Origin of the sequence: Kitasatospora sp. NPDC048715, from assembly GCF_043198905.1 — a bacterium.
Taxonomy (GTDB): Bacteria; Actinomycetota; Actinomycetes; order Streptomycetales; family Streptomycetaceae; genus Kitasatospora; species Kitasatospora lactacystinica.
The window spans coordinates 411037-425700 of sequence record NZ_JBICVH010000001.1; the positions used below are offsets into that span (position 1 = coordinate 411037).

Sequence of the window (14664 nt, forward strand, 5' to 3'; positions counted from 1 at the left end):
CGGCAGATGGCAGGAGTCCGCGGATCGGCCAGGCTTGCGAGCGTGTTCACGTGCCCCGGGGGACGGGCCCGGGACGGTGCATCCGATCACAGCCGCAAGGAGGATGAGGTGGAGCGACGTGCGAGATCCGGATACGGGACGGTCGTTCTCGTGGTGGCCGCGCTGGTGTCGCTCGCCGGTTGTGCCGACGCCAGGGACGCCGCGCCCGAGGACAGGACCTTCGAGTTCGCCGGCAGGAGCCTGGACGTGAAGTCGCACGGTGCGCCGGCCGACCTGGTCGCGGTCGACCGCGAGGACGTCAAGGTCACCCGCTGGTTCGACACGAGCGGGAAGATCGGCAGTGCCAAGGAGTCCTGGACGCTCGAGGGCGGGGTGCTCGAACTCAGGGCGGGGTGTTCGGGGCTGGCCAACTGCGACACGAAGTACCGGGTCGAGGTGCCCCAGGGGGTCGTGGTGCTGCGGGACGGGCGTGGGACGGAGCTCAAGGGGTGAGGGCGGAGAGCGTGCTCGAACTGGTGGATGTCACCAAGGTCCACAAGGGCGGAAAGCGGGCCGTCGACGGCATCACGATGCGGCTCGGGCCGGGAATGGTGGGGCTGTTGGGGCCGAACGGTGCCGGGAAGTCCTCGTTGATGCGCATCGTGTCGACGGTCACCCGGCCCACGAGCGGCCAGGTCCGCTACCGGGGCGTCGACGTGGTGGCCGAGCCGGACCGGCTGCGCCGGGAACTCGGCTACCTGCCGCAGGACTTCGGGGTCTACCCGAACCTGACGTCACGGGAGTTCCTGTCCTACCTGGCGGCCGCCAAGGGGATCGGCGCCCGCTCGGCCCGGGCCCGGATCGACGAGCTGATCCAGCTGGTCAACCTGACCGAGGCGGTCAAGCGCCCGCTCGGCGCGTACTCGGGCGGCATGCTCCGCCGGGTCGGCATCGCGCAGGCGCTGCTGGCCGACCCCCGGGTGATCGTGGTCGACGAGCCGACCGCCGGCCTGGACCCGGAGGAGCGGGTGCGCCTGCGCAACCTGCTCAGCGAGCTCGCGGCGGACCGGGTGGTGATGCTGTCGACCCACATCGTCTCCGACGTGGAGTCGGTCGCCTCCGACATCGCGGTGGTCGCCCGGGGACGGCTGCTGCGCCGGGGCGCGCCGGACGAACTGCTCCGGGAGGTCGACGGGCGGGTGTGGGAGGCGGTGGTCGATCCGGCCGACCTCCTGGAGGTGCAGGCCCGCCACGTGGTCAGCCGGATGGTGCGGACCGGGCGCGGCGTGCGGCTGCGACTGCTCGCCGCCGAGCCGCCGCGGCCCGACGCGGTGCCGGTGCCGCCCGACCTGGAGGACGCCTACTTGGGCGTCATCCACCGGCCGGGGGAGCGGGACGGGGCCGAGCCGCGGGCGGTGCGGCGGTGACCGGATCGGTGCTCGCCGGGCTGGCGGTCGGCGACTTCCGCGACCGGGTGCGCCGGCCGGTGTACGCGGTGACGCTGCTCGCCGCGGTCGGGCTCGGCCACCTGGCCGTACCGGACGCGGGCGGCCACTGGACGATCATGGACGTGGGCGGGAACCGGGGCGTCTACAACAGCGCCTACGTCGGTGCGGTCACCGCCCTGGCCGGCGCCCTCTGGCTCACCTTCGGCGGCTTCTACGTGGTGCGCAGCGGCATCGCGCGGGACGAGACGACCGGGGTCGGACAGATCCTCGCCGCCACCCCGCTGCGCACCTCCCAGTACCTCCTGGCCAAGTTCCTGAGCAACCTGCTGGTGCTCGCCTCCATGGTCGGCGTGCTGGCCGTCACCGCGCTGCTGATGCAGCTCGCCCGCGGTGAGGACCGCGCGGTCGACCCGGCAGCCCTGGCGGAGCCGTTCCTGCTGCTCTCGCTGCCCCTGATGGCCGTCACCGCGGCGGCGGCGCTCCTGTTCGAGACGGTGCCGCTGCTGCGGGGCGGTTTCGGCAACGTCGTCTGGTTCGTGCTGGCCATGGTGCTCGCGATCGGCGGGCAGTCGGCCTCCGCGCCGCTGGACGGCCTCGGTGTGCACCGGATCGCGCGGTCGATGGGCGCGGCGCTGGAGGCCCAGCACGGGACGGCCGACCCGGGCGGGTTCAGCCTCGGCCTGACCAAGGTGGACAGGCCGCTGGGCACCTTCCGCTGGGACGGGTTCGACCCGTCCTCCGGGTTCCTCCTCGGCCGGCTGGCGCTGGTGCTGGCGGCGTTCGCCGTGGCGGTGCTGCCGGCGCTGTGGTTCGGCAGGTTCGATCCCGCACGCGGGTCCGGCGGGGCGGCCGCGCTGCCGGAGCCGGCCGAGGTTCCGGCGCCGGCCGCGGTTCCGACGGCCGCCGGGGCGGCGGGCCGGCTGTCCGGGCCGGACGCGACGGAGCCCGCGGGGGCGCGCCGGACGACCGCGCGGGGTGCCCTGCCACGGACCGAACCGCGGCGGGCCGGGGCGTTCGGCCGGCTGCTGGCGGGTGAGGTCCGCATCCTGGTGCAGGGCGTCTCCCGCTGGTGGTGGCTGGTCGCGGCCGGGCTGACGGTGGCCGGGTTCGTGCTGCCGACGGACGCCGTCACCGGCCTGCTGCTGCCCCTGGTGTGGCTGTGGCCGGTCCTGATCTGGTCCCGGCTCGGCAGCCAGCGGGTGGAGAACGGTCTGGAGGTGCTGCTGGGCGCCTACCCGTCGGCCCGGCGCCGGCTGCTCGCCGAATGGGCGTCCGGGCTGGTGCTCACGGCGGTGACGGGCGCCGCCCCGCTGATACGCATGCTGGCGGCGGGCGACGGCGCGGGGACGGCCGGCTGGCTCGGCGGCGCGCTGTTCGTCCCGTCGCTGGCCATGGCGCTCGGCGTGGTGAGCCGGAGCCACCGGCTCTTCCAGGCGGTCTACCTGCCGCTCTGGTGGGTGCTGGTCAACAACGTCGCCGCCGTCGACTTCATGGGGGCCGTGCGCGTCGACGGCAGCCCGGCCGGTCCGGGCCCGCTGCTGGTCGGGGCGCTGTCCGCGGTGATGCTCGCGGTGGTGTTCCTGGTCGGCGCGGCCCGACGGAACGTCAAGGGCTGAGGAACGGGTCGGGGCCCGGGTTGAGGAACGGGCCCGGGTCGGAAGCCGAGGCCGAGGCCGAGGCCGCGCGAAGCCGGGAGCCCGGCCCGTCGACGGACGGACCGGGCTCCCCTCGCGCTTCGGGTCGCACCTCGGGGCGCTGCTCGGCTACTCGTCGTCGCCGAGGTCGCCCGCGAGGTCGCCGTCCGGGGTGCCGCTGATCGCGTAGCCCTGCCGGCGCGCCTCGTAGCAGGCCACCGTGGCGGCCGCCGAGACGTTCAGCGAGCCGACCCGGCCCAGCTGCGGCACGAACACCACCTGGTCGCACAGGGCCAGGGCCTCGGGCGTGATCCCGCGGTCCTCGTGCCCGAGCACGAAGGCCACCGCCGGGGTCAGCTCCGCGGCGAACATCGGCACCGCCTCGTCCGCCAGCTCCAGACCGACGACCTTGAAGCCGTCCGCCTTGGCCGCCGCGACGGCCTCGGCGACGGTCGGGAAGTGCTCCACCTTCAGGTACTTGTCGGTGCCCATCGCGGCCTTCTGAGCGCCGGACGAGCGCACCGACGGGGTGTCCCCGGCCAGGTACAGCTTCTCGGCGCCCATCGCCGCGCCGGTGCGGACCACCGAGCCGACGTTGAACGGCGACTGGAGGTTCTCCAGGATCATCGCGAGCCGGAACTCGTTGCTGCGCCGCCAGGAGCGGTGCAGACGCTTCAGTTCGGTCCCGCGCAGCTGCTTCACGTCGTCGTACCTCGTCCGCTCTCGGAGCCCTCGCCCACCTCGGGGCGGGGCCGCGCTTCCAGAATTCGGGACCCGTTGACCGATGCGACCCGAGTGGTCGGGTAGCCCTGCTCGTTCAGCCACTTCTGGAGCGAGTCCGAGCCCAGGTGCTTCTGCACCACCAGGAACGCCGAGCCGTCCGGGGTCAGCCGGTCGAGCCAGTGCGTGAGCAGGCGGCGCAGCGCGGCCTTGCCGATCCGGATCGGAGGGTTGGAGTAGATGGTGGCGAAGCGGACGTCCTCGGGGACGTCGTCGGGCAGGGCTGCCCGGACGTTGCCGAGCCCCAGCGCCTCGGCGTTCAGCCGGACCAGCTCCAGGGCGCGCTCGTTGACGTCCACCGCCCAGACCGGGAGGCGCTTGCGGCGGCTCGCCCAGGTCAGGGCGATCGGACCGTAGCCGCAGCCGATGTCCAGGATCGGGCCGCGCACCCGCGGCTGCGGGGCGTGCTCCAGCAGGATCCGGGTGCACGGGTCGAGTCGGCTGCGGGAGAACACCCCGGTGTCGGTGGTCAGTTCCAGGGTGAGGTCCGGCAGGGAGACCGTGATCGGCCGGCGGTCGCTGGCCACCTCGGGTGCACCGGTGAAGTAGTGCGAGCCGGACATGATTTCCCCGTCGTTCGTATGGGCCTCGGGGCCACCGGGTGGGTGTGGGTTAGCCCTTTGTACGGCACCGATCGTACCCCCGGTGGCCCGGACGGCGTTCAGGACGGCGGTGCGGACGGCGCTCCGGACAGCGGTGCGGTCACGCGGCGCCGGGGGTCTTGCGGGTGGCCACGTTGATGCGGTTCCAGGCGTTGATGGTGAAGCAGACCGAGATCAGCTGCGCCAGCTCGGCCTCCGCGAAGTGCGCGGCGGCCCGGGCGTACACCGCGTCCGAGACGCCGCCGTGGATCCGGGTGATCTCCTCGGCCAGCGCCAGGGCGGCCCGCTCGCGCTCGCTGTAGACCCCGGCGGGGGCCTCCTGCCAGACCGGCAGCAGGTAGATCCGCTCGTCGGTCTCGCCGGCCTTGCGGGCGTCCTTGACGTGCATGTCCAGGCAGTACGCGCAGCCGTTCAGCTGGGAGGTGCGCACCTGGACGAGCTCGACCAGGGCCGGGTCCAGGCCCTCGCGGGCGGCGGCGTCCAGGGCGATCATCGCGCGGAACACCTTGGGCGCGGTGCGGGCGTGGTCGAGGCGGGCGGGGGCCTCGGCGGCGTCGGTGGTCGGGGTGGTCCGGGCGCTCTCGTTCGTCGTCATGCCTATGACCCTAGGGGCGGAATGAACCTGTCTCCTGGGCCATTCGGGGCGCTGTTTCACGGGTCAATCCGGCGGGTCGGCAAGGGGTCCGCGGCAGTCCCGGCAACACGCCGGAGCGGCGTCGGCACTTCGCGTCCCGGCGCCGGGCGGCGGATACTGCCAGTACGCCAGCCGGGCCCGTGAAGGCCTCCGAACAGTGAGGACGGATGCCATGCCGCAGGAACAGCACGAGGAATACCTGATCGAGGAGACCGCCGAGACCGTCGAGGCCGACGAGAAGGCACCCGAGGGCGACACGTACGACGAGGTGGCCGAACGCCGGGCCCTCGGAGCGGACCCGGCGACCAACGTCGCGGACGTCGTGGAACAGACCCGGCCGGTCCGGCACGACGAGGAGGAGTACCGGGAGTAGCCGACGGGCGGGCGACGGGACCGGCTGCGGGCCCGCAGCCCCCGCCCCCGCCCCCCGGCCCGGGCTCGCCGCCGCGCCGGGCCCGCCGCCGCCCCGGGCTCGCCCCCGCCCCGGGCTCGCCCCCGCGCCGGACCGGCCGTCCGGTTACAGCGCCCGGCGGCGTTGCAGCCAGACGAAGGCCGCCCAGCCCGGCAGCACCGGCAGGATCAGCGTCAGCAGGCGGTACAGCGCCACCGCGGCCAGTGCGCCGCCCTGTTCCATCGAGGCGGTCTGCTGGAGCAGCGTGAGCAGCATCCCGTCCACCGCGCCGGCCCCGCCCGGGGTCGGCGCCGCGCTGCCCACCGCGTTGCCCACCAGGAACACCACCGCGACCGCGGCGAAGGACGGCTCCGGGCCGATCGCCCGGGCACAGCAGTACAGGCAGGCGATCAGGCAGATCGACACCAACAGCTGCCCGGTCACGCCCACCGCCAGCCGGGTCGGGCTGCGCAGCAGGTCCAGCAGCCGCGGCAGCACCTCGGCCGTCAGCGGCCGCAGCCGCGTCGCCAGCCACCGCCGCGCCACCGGGATCGCCGACACCACCGCCAGCAGCGCCGCCGCCCCCGCCAGCCCGGCGACCACCGCGGGCAGCGCGTCCAGCTCGGAGCCGCCCGGCTCGAAGCCCAGCAGGTAGACGAAGGCCCCCAGCTGCAGCAGGTGCAGCACCAGGCCGATCAGCGTCCCCACGCCGACGCTGGACAGCGCCTGCGCGGTGGGAATGCCCGCCCGCTGCAACAGGCGGGTGTTCAGCGCGACCCCGCCGACGCCGCCGGGCGACACCAGCTTCACGAACGACCCGGCCACCTGCGCCAGCACCGCGTTGCGGAAGTTCAGCCGCTCCGGCACGAAACCGACGAAGCCCATCGCCGCCGCGACGTGGCTCGCCGCCGCCGCCGTCAGCGCCAGCAGCAGCCACCAGGGATCGGCGTCCGCCAGCGCGGAGACCGGATTGTCCTCCGCCGCGAACAGCTGCGGGATCAGCAGCCAGCCGGCCACCACGCCGCCCACGACGATCAGCAGGGTCCGCGGCCGCAGCCGCTCCAGCCGCACCGGGCGGCCCACCACCTGCGGGCGGGTGCGCAGGACCTCCGCGCGGATCTCGTCGAGGAGGCCGCCGGGGGCGGGGGAGTCGTGCGGGGGGTTCGGCGCGGGGGTGGTGGCGGACCCGGTGCCACCGGTGGGCGCGCCCACGTCACCGGCTGCTGCGCCGTGGCCGCCGCCCGCCTCGTCACCGGCCACGGCGGCGGCTCGGGCGGTGGTGCGTTTGGCGTGCTGCCTGAGGGCGCGGCGGGTGGTGTGGGTGAGGGCGATGGGCTGGAGCAGCGGGAGGGCGGCGTCGATCGGGTCGGGGCCGAGGACGGCGGTGGCCGTGCGGACCGAACGGGCGGCGCCGGCGCGCAGGGCGAGGGTGGTGAGGAGCTGGGCGAGGTCGCAGCAGAGGACGAGTTCGGTGGCGGCGATGTCGCCGTCGGCGAAGTCGACCAGGTGCACGGCGCCGGAGCCGTCGATCAGCAGGGAGGAGGGGACGAGGGCGCGGTGGGCGATCTCGCGGCGCTGGAGCAGGGCGAACTGCCGCCAGGCGTCGGTGAGCAGCTCGTCGGTGATCTCCTCGTCGGCGAGTTCGTCGAGGGTGCGTCCGGCCAGCCGCTCGTACGCGATGAGGGCGGTGTCCTGGCCGATGCCCGCGGTGGCGGCGATGCGGCGGGTGCGGACGCCGGCCGCGAGGGCCGCGTACGTGACCAGGGCCTCGTGCTCCAGGCCGGTGCGTGGGGAGCGCAGGACGCGCGGGTCGGGGGCGGTGCGCAGGCGCAGCCGGCGCCAGGCGCGCTGGACGGCGGCGGCGGTGACGGCCTGCCGGTCGAGGAGCTGGACGTCGAGGTCGGGGCGGTCGTCGGCCTGCCGGACCCGGTAGCGGTCGGGGCCGGCCGGCCGGGCCTCGACCGGGCGCAGGCCGCTGTCGCGCAGGGCGCGCAGGACCTCGCCGGGCCGGGGGCAGGGGTCGGGGGTGCCGACCGCGTACAGGGTGCCGTGGGCGCCGGTCCAGCCGATCAGCAGCCCGAGCAGGAGCGCGGTGGGGGTGGCGTACCCGCCGGTCAGCCCGGCCAGGCCGGAGAGGGCGAGGACGGTCCACGGCAGGCGGCGTTCGCGGCTGCCGGAGGCGGTCATGAAGGCGAGGGCCGGCGCGAGGTAGCCGTAGACGGACTCGGTGTGCCCGAGCCCGCCGCTGCCGGGCAGCGGCTGGGTGAGCGCGGAGAGCAGTGAGGGCGGGGCGAGGCCGTCGGCCCAGAGGTCCAGTCCGAGCGTGGCGCCGTACGCGAGGACGGCGGCGAGCAGCCCGTCGGAGACCTGCTGGAGGGCGCGTCGCCGGTCGGGGCCCAGCAGCCGGCGGACGGCGAGGCCGACCGGGAGCAGCAGGACGGCGGCGGTGGTGAGACCGCCGGCCAGTCCGGCCAGCGGGCGCGGCACCAGGGAGGCCGCCTCGGCGACGTCGGCGGCGATGCCGCCGGTGGTGGCGCGGGCGTAGTCGGCGAGCAGCAGGGTGAGGGCGATGGCGAACAGGCCGCCGAGCAGCCGGATCAGGGCGACGGGCTGCCGGACCCGGTCGGTGGCGGGCAGCGGACGGGCCCGGAACCGGCCGGGGCCGGCCTGCTCGGGTATCCGGGCGGGGGCCGTTCCGGGGCTGCCGTCGGCCGGCACCCCGGTGCCGTCGGCCGATGCCCCGGTGCCGTCCCCGCTGCCGCCGCTGTCGGTGCCGCTTCTGCCGCCGGTGTCCCGCGTCCCCGTGCCGCGTTTCCGTTGCGCGGGCGCACCGCCGGGGTCGGCCCCGCCGGTGTCGCCGTTCGTTCTCCCCGTCACGATCGCCACGGATGGCATGCTCCCATGCCGCCCGCGGGCGAGGGGCGGGGATTCGGCAGTGCCGGGACGACGCGGCCCTACGCCTGCCGGGTCGGCAGGACGACCAGGTGGCGCAGGTTGACGTGCCGGGGGCGGCTCACGGTGTAGGCGATGAGGTCGGCGACGTCCTCGGCCGCGAGCGCCGGGATGGCGGTGAACATGCCGCCGAGCTGTTCGCGCAGCACAGGGTTGTCGATGTGCCCGGCGAGTTCGGTGTCGGTCAGTCCGGGCTCGATCGCGCTGACCCGGACGTCGCGCGGGCCGAACTCGCTGCGCAGGGCGGCGGACAGCTGGGTGAGCGCGGCCTTGGTGGCCCCGTACACCGCGTAGTCGGGGAAGACCACGTGCGAGGCGATCGAGGAGACGTTGACCAGGTCGGCGGTGCGGCCCTCGGCGGCGGCCGCGGTGAGGTCGGAGCCGAAGGCGCGGACGATCCGCAGCGCGCCGGTGAGGTTGGTGTCGACCATGCGGGTCCACTCGTCGATCCGGCCGTCGGCGAGGGGGTTGGGCAGCATCACCCCGGCGTTGTTGACCACCAGGTCGACCGGGCCGTAGGCGTCGTGGACGGTCTTCGCGGCGGCGTCCACCGAGGCCTGGTCGGTGATGTCGGTGGTGACGGCGAGCGCCTGTCCGCCCGCGGCGGCGATCTCGGCGGCGAGGGCGTCCAGCCGCTCGGTGCGGCGGGCGAGCAGGGCGACCCGGGCGCCGGATGCGGCGAGCAGCCGGGCGGTGGCGGCGCCCATGCCGCTGGCGGCTCCGGTGACGACGGCGGTGCGGGCGGCGGCGGAGGAGGGGTGGCTCATCGGGGGCTCCAGAGGTTCGGTCGGGCCGGTGCCGACCACTCTGCGCGGGCTGCGAGCGGTTACCCAGGGTTGCGCTTTTCCCGGGAACTCCCTTCCTGGGACGGCCCTTCCTGGGACGGGGGAACCCGGGACGGGCGGACCCGGGAACGGCAGTGCCACCCTCGGGACGCCCGTCCGTGGCCGCCCTGAGCGGGCGTTCCGTGCCGGGGCGGCATAGCCTTTCAGTCATGAGCGCCTGCGAAGACCTCGCTCTGGCCCCTCAGAACATCGAGCCCCGGCCGCCCGCCGACGGCTGCGCCGACTGCCTGGAGCAGGGCCGCCGGGACTGGGTGCACCTGCGGATCTGCCTGGACTGCGGCCACATCGGCTGCTGCGACTTCTCTCCGCAACGGCACGCCACCGCGCACTTCCACAACACCTCCCACCCGGTGATCCGCTCGTACGAGCCGGGGGAGGACTGGCGTTGGTGCTTCGTCCACGAGGTCATGGGCTGAGCCGGTCACGCGTCTGACGGGGCCCGCGTACCGGCGCTCGCGCAGGTTCCCGCGGACGTCTCCCGGGTGTGGCGCCCGCACATCCCTTCCGCACTGGCACGGACCTGCAATCCGGATAAAATCCGGACATAAAGCCCGTTCGGCCCCACCGGCCGGCATCCGACCGGCCGGTGGCCGACGAAGGGAGGCCGACGATGACCAAGCGAACGCCCGGCAGCACCGCCAAGCTCCGCCAGGGCACCCAGGAACTGCTGGAACGCCGGGGCATGGCGAGCCCACCCGCCCGGTTCGCGCCGATGCCGAGCGCCGGCGCGATGTCCTACGCCGCCGCCGCGCACGGCGCCGGCGAATCGTTCCGGCACGGTGGAAGGGACGCGCCGGGCACGACGATGCACGCCGCCCCGGCGATGCACGCCGAGCTCAAGGGGCACCGGCACCGTGGCGCGGAGAAGCACTCCGCCCACTGAGCCGCACCGCACCGCACCGCACCGTGCCGCAGTGCACCGCACTGCACTGCACCGCACTACGGCCGGAACGCTCCTGGCGCATCGTCAGAAATTTCCTGTCCCCTGCGACGGCCGGTGAGCGACGGCTACGGCCCGCTCCCGCAGGGCTGTTGCCGCCGGAGCGCGGTCGGCACGGTCGGTGATGCTCCTATTGGCTGTCAAGCGGCGGTGAGCCAGTCGCGGTAGGCGTTGGCGAGGTCGTCGTCTCGGCGGAGGCCGCGTTCGAGGGTGGAGATGGTGGCCGGCCAGACTCCGAAGTGCTGAGCAACGGTAGTGAGGGTGATGTTCTTCGACTGGCGCAGAGGCCGTAGGTCGGCAATGCCGGGGACGGTGACCGTGGTGGTCAGACAACGGAACATCTCCCTGGCGATGGCCCGTTTCAGGAGCCGGATGATCTCCTTCTTCGTCCGGCCAGCGGCGGTCTGTCGTGACACGTACTCGCGGGTGCGGGAGTCGCTGGACATGCGGACCAGGGCGATGCGGTAGAGGGCGGCGTTGGCTGCCCGGTCACCGCCGCGGGAGAGGCGGTGGCGGTTGGTGCGGCCGCTGGAGGCGGGGACGGGGGCGGCTCCGCACAGGGCGGCGAACGCGGCCTCGGTGCGCAGGCGTTCGGGGTTGCCTCCGGCGGTGACCAGCAGCTGGGCGGCGGTGTCGGGGCCGACGCCGTAGGCGGCGCGCAGGCCGGGGTTGTGGGCGGTGACCTCGACGTCCAGGGCCTTGGTGAGGGCCTGGTGTTCGGTGGTGAGCTCCTTGACGCGCCGGGCGAGGCTCTTGAGCGCGATCAGGACCGCGGTGTGAACGGCGTCCCCGGCCGGCCGCAGCCTGGCCAGGGCCTCGGTGCGCTCGGCTGCCTTGAGCCGTCCGTATCGGGTGCGCACGGCCTCGGGCGCGGTGACGAGGATCTGACCGATCTGGTTGAGGGCGGCGGTGCGGGCCTTGACGGCGGAGCGGGCGGCGTTGTGCAGGGCGCGTATGCCGGCGACGGTGTCGTCCTTGGGCTCGCTGGAGGCGCGGCCGGACAGGGCGGCGCGGGCGGCGGCGTAGGCGTCGATGGGGTCGGACTTGCCGATGCGGCGGCGCTCGGCCCGGTCGGGCCGGTTGACCTCGACGACCCGGTGCCCGCACGCGCGGGCTTCGCGGGTGAACCCGGCCCCGTAGGAGGCGGTGCCCTCCACGCCAATCGCCAGCACGTGGCCGTGGGCGTTCAGGAAGGCCAGGGCGGCGGCGTATCCGGCCGCGGTGGTGCTGAACTCGGCGTCGGCGAGGTGGCCGCCGTTGTCGCTGATGACGGCCACGTGGAGGGTGTCGGTGTGGGAGTCGACCCCGCCGAACACATCCGGGCCCGCCGGGTCCTGCGAGACCGCTGCTGTCATGCTGGTACTGCCTTCCCTAGCCGGAGGGCGGCGCCGGCCGGGTGAAGCAGACAGGACATTGAAGGGGCTTCTGGACCAAGCTCCTATCAGGTCATGTTCCGCCCGGCCGGAGCCATGAGAACAAGTCCCGGTAGCCGGACAGAACACCTTGAGGACAGCCCAGCAGGGCGTCAGTCAGTGGCAGAGCCACGACCACCGGAACCTGAGTACCAGCATCAATGTCAGTGGGGTGCGCTACGTTCGTCCCGTTCACCAGGGCACAGGCACGGGTACGGGGCAGGACGACGGGGGCGGGGCGCACGATGACCGACGTGATCACGGAGGAGCCGGTCGAGCTCCAGTTGGAGCGGTACCGCACCGAGTTGACCGGCTACTGCTACCGCATGCTCGGCTCGGTCTTCGAGGCGGAGGACGCGGTGCAGGAGACCATGGTCCGCGCCTGGCGCGGGCACCGGGGCTTCGAGGGGCGGGCCGCGCTGCGCTCCTGGCTGTACCGAATAGCCACCAACGTCTGCCTGGACGCGCTGAACGGCCGCAACGGCCGGGCCCGGCCGATGGACCTGGCCGGGCCGGTCACGGTGGCCGCGGCGCACGACACCCGGCTCCCCGAGGTGACGTGGATCGGTCCGGCGCCGGACGGCCGGGTGCTGCCCGAGACGGGGGACCCGGCCGAGGTGGCCGTCCAGCGCGAGTCGGTGAAGCTGGCCTTCGTCGCGGTGCTGCAGCGCCTCGCGCCCCGGCAGCGGGCGGTGCTGATCCTGCGCGAGGTGCTCGGCTGGAAGGCCGCCGAGGTGGCCGAACTGCTCGGCGTCACGGTGGCCTCGGTCAACAGCGCGCTGCAGCGGGCCCGGGCGGTGCTCGCCGTCGACGCCTCGGCGGCCCGGCCGGCCCCCGAGCTGGACGAGGGCCGGCGCGCGCTGCTGGACGGCTACGTCCGCGCTTTCGAGGCGTACGACATGGACGGTCTCGCCGCGCTGCTGCACGAGGACGTCACGCTCAACATGCCGCCGTTCTCGATGTGGCTGCGCGGGCGGGACGAACTCCGGGCGTGGATGCTGGGCCCCGGTCGCGGTTGCCGCGGCTCGCGGCTGCTCCCGGTGACGGCCAACGGAGGCCCGGCCTTCGGCCAGTACCGGCCGAGTCCGGCGGGCGGGTACGAGCCGTGGGCGCTGATCGTGCCGGAGGTGTCAGAGGGGCGGATCACCGGCTTCACCAACTTCCTGGACACCGACGTGCTCTTCCCGCTCTTCGGCCTCTCGCCCCGACTGGAGGCCGATCCCGTCGCGGAGTCCGGCGCCGAAGCCGCCGGGCTCGCCGAAGCCGCCGAGCTCACCGAGACCGTCGGGACCGTCGAGCCCGCCGTGGACTCCGTCGCCGAGTAGCTCCGCGAAGGCCGGGGGGTCGGCCGCGCCCGGCAGCAGCGCCGACAGGCCGCTGAACGCCAGCAGTTCGCGCAGCGGACCGCCGGCGTTCAGCAGCACCACGGCCACTCCGTGCCGGGCGGCGGCCAGCCGCAGCCGGGCGAGCGCGTCGACGACGGCCAGGTCGGGGGCGGTCAGCGCGCCCAGGTCGCAGGTCAGTACGGGGCGTTCCGGTTCGGCTTCCACGGTGTTCATGCCGGATAGGACCGCCGGGGCGGCCTCGACTCATCGGTCGTCGGCGGGTGGCAGAGTGGGGGCGACCGAACCCGCCCCGCCCCAGGAGGAGCACCGTGACGGCTGAGCCGTTGAAGTCCCGCGAGGAATGGCTGGCCTCCCTGCCCCGGATCTACGCGGCGGCGGGGTGCCTGCTGCGGGACGGGTCCGGTCGGATCCTGATCGTGAAGGCCGGGTACCGCGAGCACTGGCAGTTCCCGGGCGGCACGATCGACCTCGGCGAGGGCCCGGTGGAGTGCGCCGAGCGGGAGCTGCAGGAGGAGACCGGCCTCGTCCGGCGGGCGGGCGAACTGCTGGCCATCTCCTGGACCCACGCCTCGGCCGAACTCGACCACCCCGCCCAGCACTTCATGTTCGACTTCGGCGCCGTCCCGGACGGCACCCCCGTGACCGTCCCGGCCGGCGAGCTGGACGACTACCGCTGGGCGTCGGTCGAGGACGCCCTGGAGCTGCTCGGCCCGGCCCGGTCGGCCCGGCTGCGGGCGGCGCTGGAGGCGGCCGAGGACGGCCGGGTGCGGATCGTCACCACCCACGTCTCCGGGTTCTGAGCGCACGTGCCCTGTCCCGGGCGGGAGTTCCGCCCGGGACAGGGCACGGGGCCTCACTGCTGCGGCTCGGCCTCCGCGTCCCGGGCGGCGACGATGGCGGCGATCGCCTCCGAGACGAAGGCCTCGGCGGCGGGCTTGTCCACCTTCAGTCCGGCCAGCACGCCCTGGCCGTTCTCCAGCTCCAGCAGGGCGAGCAGGAGGTGCTCGGTGCCGACGTAGTTGTGTCCGAGCTTGAGCGCCTCGCGGAAGGTCAGTTCCAGCGCCTTCTTGCTCTCGGCGTCGAACGGGATCAGCGCCGGCAGGTCGTCGACGGCGGCCGGCAGGGCGGCGGCGGCCACCGCCCGCAGGGCCTCCTGGGTGACGCCCTGGGCGGTGAGCGCCTTCATGCCGATGCCTTCGGGTTCGGCGAGCAGGCCGAGCACCAGGTGCGCCGTGGTGATCTCGGCGTTGCCCGCCTTGCGGGCCTCCTCCTGGGAGGCCACCACGACGCTGCGGGCCCGGGGCGTGAACCGGCTGAAGCCCTGGCTGGGGTCGAGGTCGTTCGGGGCGCCCGGATCCTTGGGCACGAAGCGCTTCTGGGCGGCCTGCTTGCTGACGCCCATGCTGCGGCCGATGTCGGTCCAGGAGGCGCCGGAGCGGCGGGCCTGGTCGACGAAGTGGCCGATGAGGTGGTCGGCGAGCTCGCCGAGGTGGTCGGCGGCGATGACCGCGTCGGAGAGCTGGTCGAGCGCGTCGGTGTGGACCTTCTTGATCGCGGCGATCAGGTCGTCGAGGCGCAGCGGAGTGCTGTTGGGAACAACGGGATTCTCCATGCGTCAACCGTAGGTTGTCGATCCGGGGATCGTCAACCATCGGTTGACGATGGTTTGCGGAAGTCTTCCCGGGCGTCCCGGGCGTCCCG

General features: G+C 74.3%; 15 protein-coding genes and 1 pseudogene. 8 read left to right on the forward strand and 8 right to left on the reverse strand.

Annotated elements, in window-relative coordinates:
• Window positions 1-108 precede the first annotated feature (108 nt).
• The 3 genes from ACGFSC_RS01875 to ACGFSC_RS01885 are packed head-to-tail and all read left to right on the forward strand — an operon-like array spanning window position 109 to window position 3043.
• Window positions 109-492 (forward strand): hypothetical protein, encoded by a 384-nt coding sequence (locus ACGFSC_RS01875; RefSeq protein ID WP_359902079.1) that lies wholly within the window; start codon window positions 109-111, stop codon window positions 490-492.
• 11 nt (window positions 493-503) lie between these two features.
• Window positions 504-1406, forward strand: a complete 903-nt coding sequence (locus ACGFSC_RS01880) for an ABC transporter ATP-binding protein (RefSeq protein ID WP_359902141.1) — start codon at window positions 504-506, stop codon at window positions 1404-1406.
• Window positions 1403-3043: a hypothetical protein gene (locus ACGFSC_RS01885; RefSeq protein ID WP_359902082.1), complete on the forward strand. Its 1641-nt coding sequence runs from the start codon at window positions 1403-1405 to the stop codon at window positions 3041-3043. Before ACGFSC_RS01880 ends, ACGFSC_RS01885 begins: the two co-directional genes overlap by 4 nt.
• 147 nt (window positions 3044-3190) lie before the next feature.
• Here the strand turns inward: ACGFSC_RS01885 and ACGFSC_RS01890 are convergent, their stop codons facing one another.
• From ACGFSC_RS01890 to ACGFSC_RS01900, 3 genes are all read right to left on the reverse strand, one after another.
• Window positions 3191-3763: a TrmH family RNA methyltransferase gene (locus tag ACGFSC_RS01890; protein WP_359902085.1), complete on the reverse strand. Its 573-nt coding sequence runs from the start codon at window positions 3761-3763 to the stop codon at window positions 3191-3193.
• Window positions 3760-4404: a methyltransferase gene (locus tag ACGFSC_RS01895; RefSeq protein WP_359902088.1), complete on the reverse strand. Its 645-nt coding sequence runs from the start codon at window positions 4402-4404 to the stop codon at window positions 3760-3762. The genes ACGFSC_RS01890 and ACGFSC_RS01895 overlap by 4 nt, the downstream gene beginning before the upstream one ends.
• Before the next feature lie 139 nt (window positions 4405-4543).
• Window positions 4544-5038, reverse strand: coding sequence for a carboxymuconolactone decarboxylase family protein (locus tag ACGFSC_RS01900; RefSeq protein WP_359902091.1), 495 nt, complete (start codon window positions 5036-5038; stop codon window positions 4544-4546).
• Between the two features lie 211 nt (window positions 5039-5249).
• Here ACGFSC_RS01900 and ACGFSC_RS01905 point away from each other — a divergent pair, with 211 nt between their 5' ends.
• Window positions 5250-5450 carry a hypothetical protein gene (locus ACGFSC_RS01905; RefSeq protein WP_359902092.1) on the forward strand — a complete coding sequence of 67 codons (201 nt, stop codon included), beginning with the start codon at window positions 5250-5252 and terminating at the stop codon, window positions 5448-5450.
• Between the two features lie 144 nt (window positions 5451-5594).
• Here ACGFSC_RS01905 and ACGFSC_RS01910 read toward each other — a convergent pair whose 3' ends face one another.
• On the reverse strand, window positions 5595-8354 hold the full coding sequence (locus ACGFSC_RS01910; RefSeq protein WP_359902095.1) for a lysylphosphatidylglycerol synthase domain-containing protein: 2760 nt from the start codon (window positions 8352-8354) through the stop codon (window positions 5595-5597).
• A 68-nt stretch (window positions 8355-8422) separates the two neighbouring features.
• Window positions 8423-9187 carry an SDR family oxidoreductase gene (locus ACGFSC_RS01915; RefSeq protein WP_359902098.1) on the reverse strand — a complete coding sequence of 255 codons (765 nt, stop codon included), beginning with the start codon at window positions 9185-9187 and terminating at the stop codon, window positions 8423-8425.
• A 227-nt stretch (window positions 9188-9414) separates the two neighbouring features.
• Here ACGFSC_RS01915 and ACGFSC_RS01920 point away from each other — a divergent pair, with 227 nt between their 5' ends.
• Window positions 9415-9681 carry a UBP-type zinc finger domain-containing protein gene (locus tag ACGFSC_RS01920; RefSeq protein ID WP_359902101.1) on the forward strand — a complete coding sequence of 89 codons (267 nt, stop codon included), beginning with the start codon at window positions 9415-9417 and terminating at the stop codon, window positions 9679-9681.
• 194 nt (window positions 9682-9875) lie between these two features.
• The gene (locus ACGFSC_RS01925; RefSeq protein WP_359902104.1) at window positions 9876-10148 is read left to right on the forward strand and encodes a hypothetical protein; all 273 of its coding nucleotides are present in this window, start codon (window positions 9876-9878) and stop codon (window positions 10146-10148) included.
• Between the two features lie 197 nt (window positions 10149-10345).
• Here ACGFSC_RS01925 and ACGFSC_RS01930 read toward each other — a convergent pair whose 3' ends face one another.
• Window positions 10346-11560 carry an IS110 family transposase gene (locus ACGFSC_RS01930; RefSeq protein ID WP_359902106.1) on the reverse strand — a complete coding sequence of 405 codons (1215 nt, stop codon included), beginning with the start codon at window positions 11558-11560 and terminating at the stop codon, window positions 10346-10348.
• Window positions 11561-11862: 302 nt separating this feature from the next.
• Here ACGFSC_RS01930 and ACGFSC_RS01935 point away from each other — a divergent pair, with 302 nt between their 5' ends.
• On the forward strand, window positions 11863-12942 hold the full coding sequence (locus tag ACGFSC_RS01935) for a sigma-70 family RNA polymerase sigma factor (protein ID WP_359902109.1): 1080 nt from the start codon (window positions 11863-11865) through the stop codon (window positions 12940-12942).
• A 45-nt stretch (window positions 12943-12987) separates the two neighbouring features.
• Here ACGFSC_RS01935 and ACGFSC_RS01940 read toward each other — a convergent pair.
• Window positions 12988-13179: pseudogene (locus tag ACGFSC_RS01940) on the reverse strand (STAS domain-containing protein); the annotation flags it as partial.
• Between the two features lie 92 nt (window positions 13180-13271).
• Here ACGFSC_RS01940 and ACGFSC_RS01945 point away from each other — a divergent pair.
• A complete protein-coding gene (locus ACGFSC_RS01945; RefSeq protein ID WP_359902111.1) occupies window positions 13272-13763 on the forward strand; it encodes an NUDIX hydrolase in 492 nt (163 codons plus the stop codon).
• A gap of 53 nt (window positions 13764-13816) precedes the next feature.
• Here the strand turns inward: ACGFSC_RS01945 and ACGFSC_RS01950 are convergent, their stop codons facing one another.
• Window positions 13817-14575: a Clp protease N-terminal domain-containing protein gene (locus ACGFSC_RS01950; RefSeq protein ID WP_359902114.1), complete on the reverse strand. Its 759-nt coding sequence runs from the start codon at window positions 14573-14575 to the stop codon at window positions 13817-13819.
• Window positions 14576-14664 lie beyond the last annotated feature (89 nt).

Bases quoted from the DNA above. Each gene is read 5' to 3' on its own strand.
- ACGFSC_RS01900 (WP_359902091.1), bottom strand. From the start codon at position 5,038: ATGACGACGAACGAGAGCGCCCGGACCACCCCGACCACCGACGCCGCC.
- ACGFSC_RS01930 (WP_359902106.1), bottom strand. From the start codon at position 11,560: ATGACAGCAGCGGTCTCGCAGGACCCGGCGGGCCCGGATGTGTTCGGC.
- ACGFSC_RS01925 (WP_359902104.1), top strand. From the start codon at position 9,876: ATGACCAAGCGAACGCCCGGCAGCACCGCCAAGCTCCGCCAGGGCACC.
- ACGFSC_RS01895 (WP_359902088.1), bottom strand. From the start codon at position 4,404: ATGTCCGGCTCGCACTACTTCACCGGTGCACCCGAGGTGGCCAGCGAC.
- ACGFSC_RS01905 (WP_359902092.1), top strand. From the start codon at position 5,250: ATGCCGCAGGAACAGCACGAGGAATACCTGATCGAGGAGACCGCCGAG.
- ACGFSC_RS01950 (WP_359902114.1), bottom strand. From the start codon at position 14,575: ATGGAGAATCCCGTTGTTCCCAACAGCACTCCGCTGCGCCTCGACGAC.
- ACGFSC_RS01920 (WP_359902101.1), top strand. From the start codon at position 9,415: ATGAGCGCCTGCGAAGACCTCGCTCTGGCCCCTCAGAACATCGAGCCC.
- ACGFSC_RS01915 (WP_359902098.1), bottom strand. From the start codon at position 9,187: ATGAGCCACCCCTCCTCCGCCGCCGCCCGCACCGCCGTCGTCACCGGA.
- ACGFSC_RS01935 (WP_359902109.1), top strand. From the start codon at position 11,863: ATGACCGACGTGATCACGGAGGAGCCGGTCGAGCTCCAGTTGGAGCGG.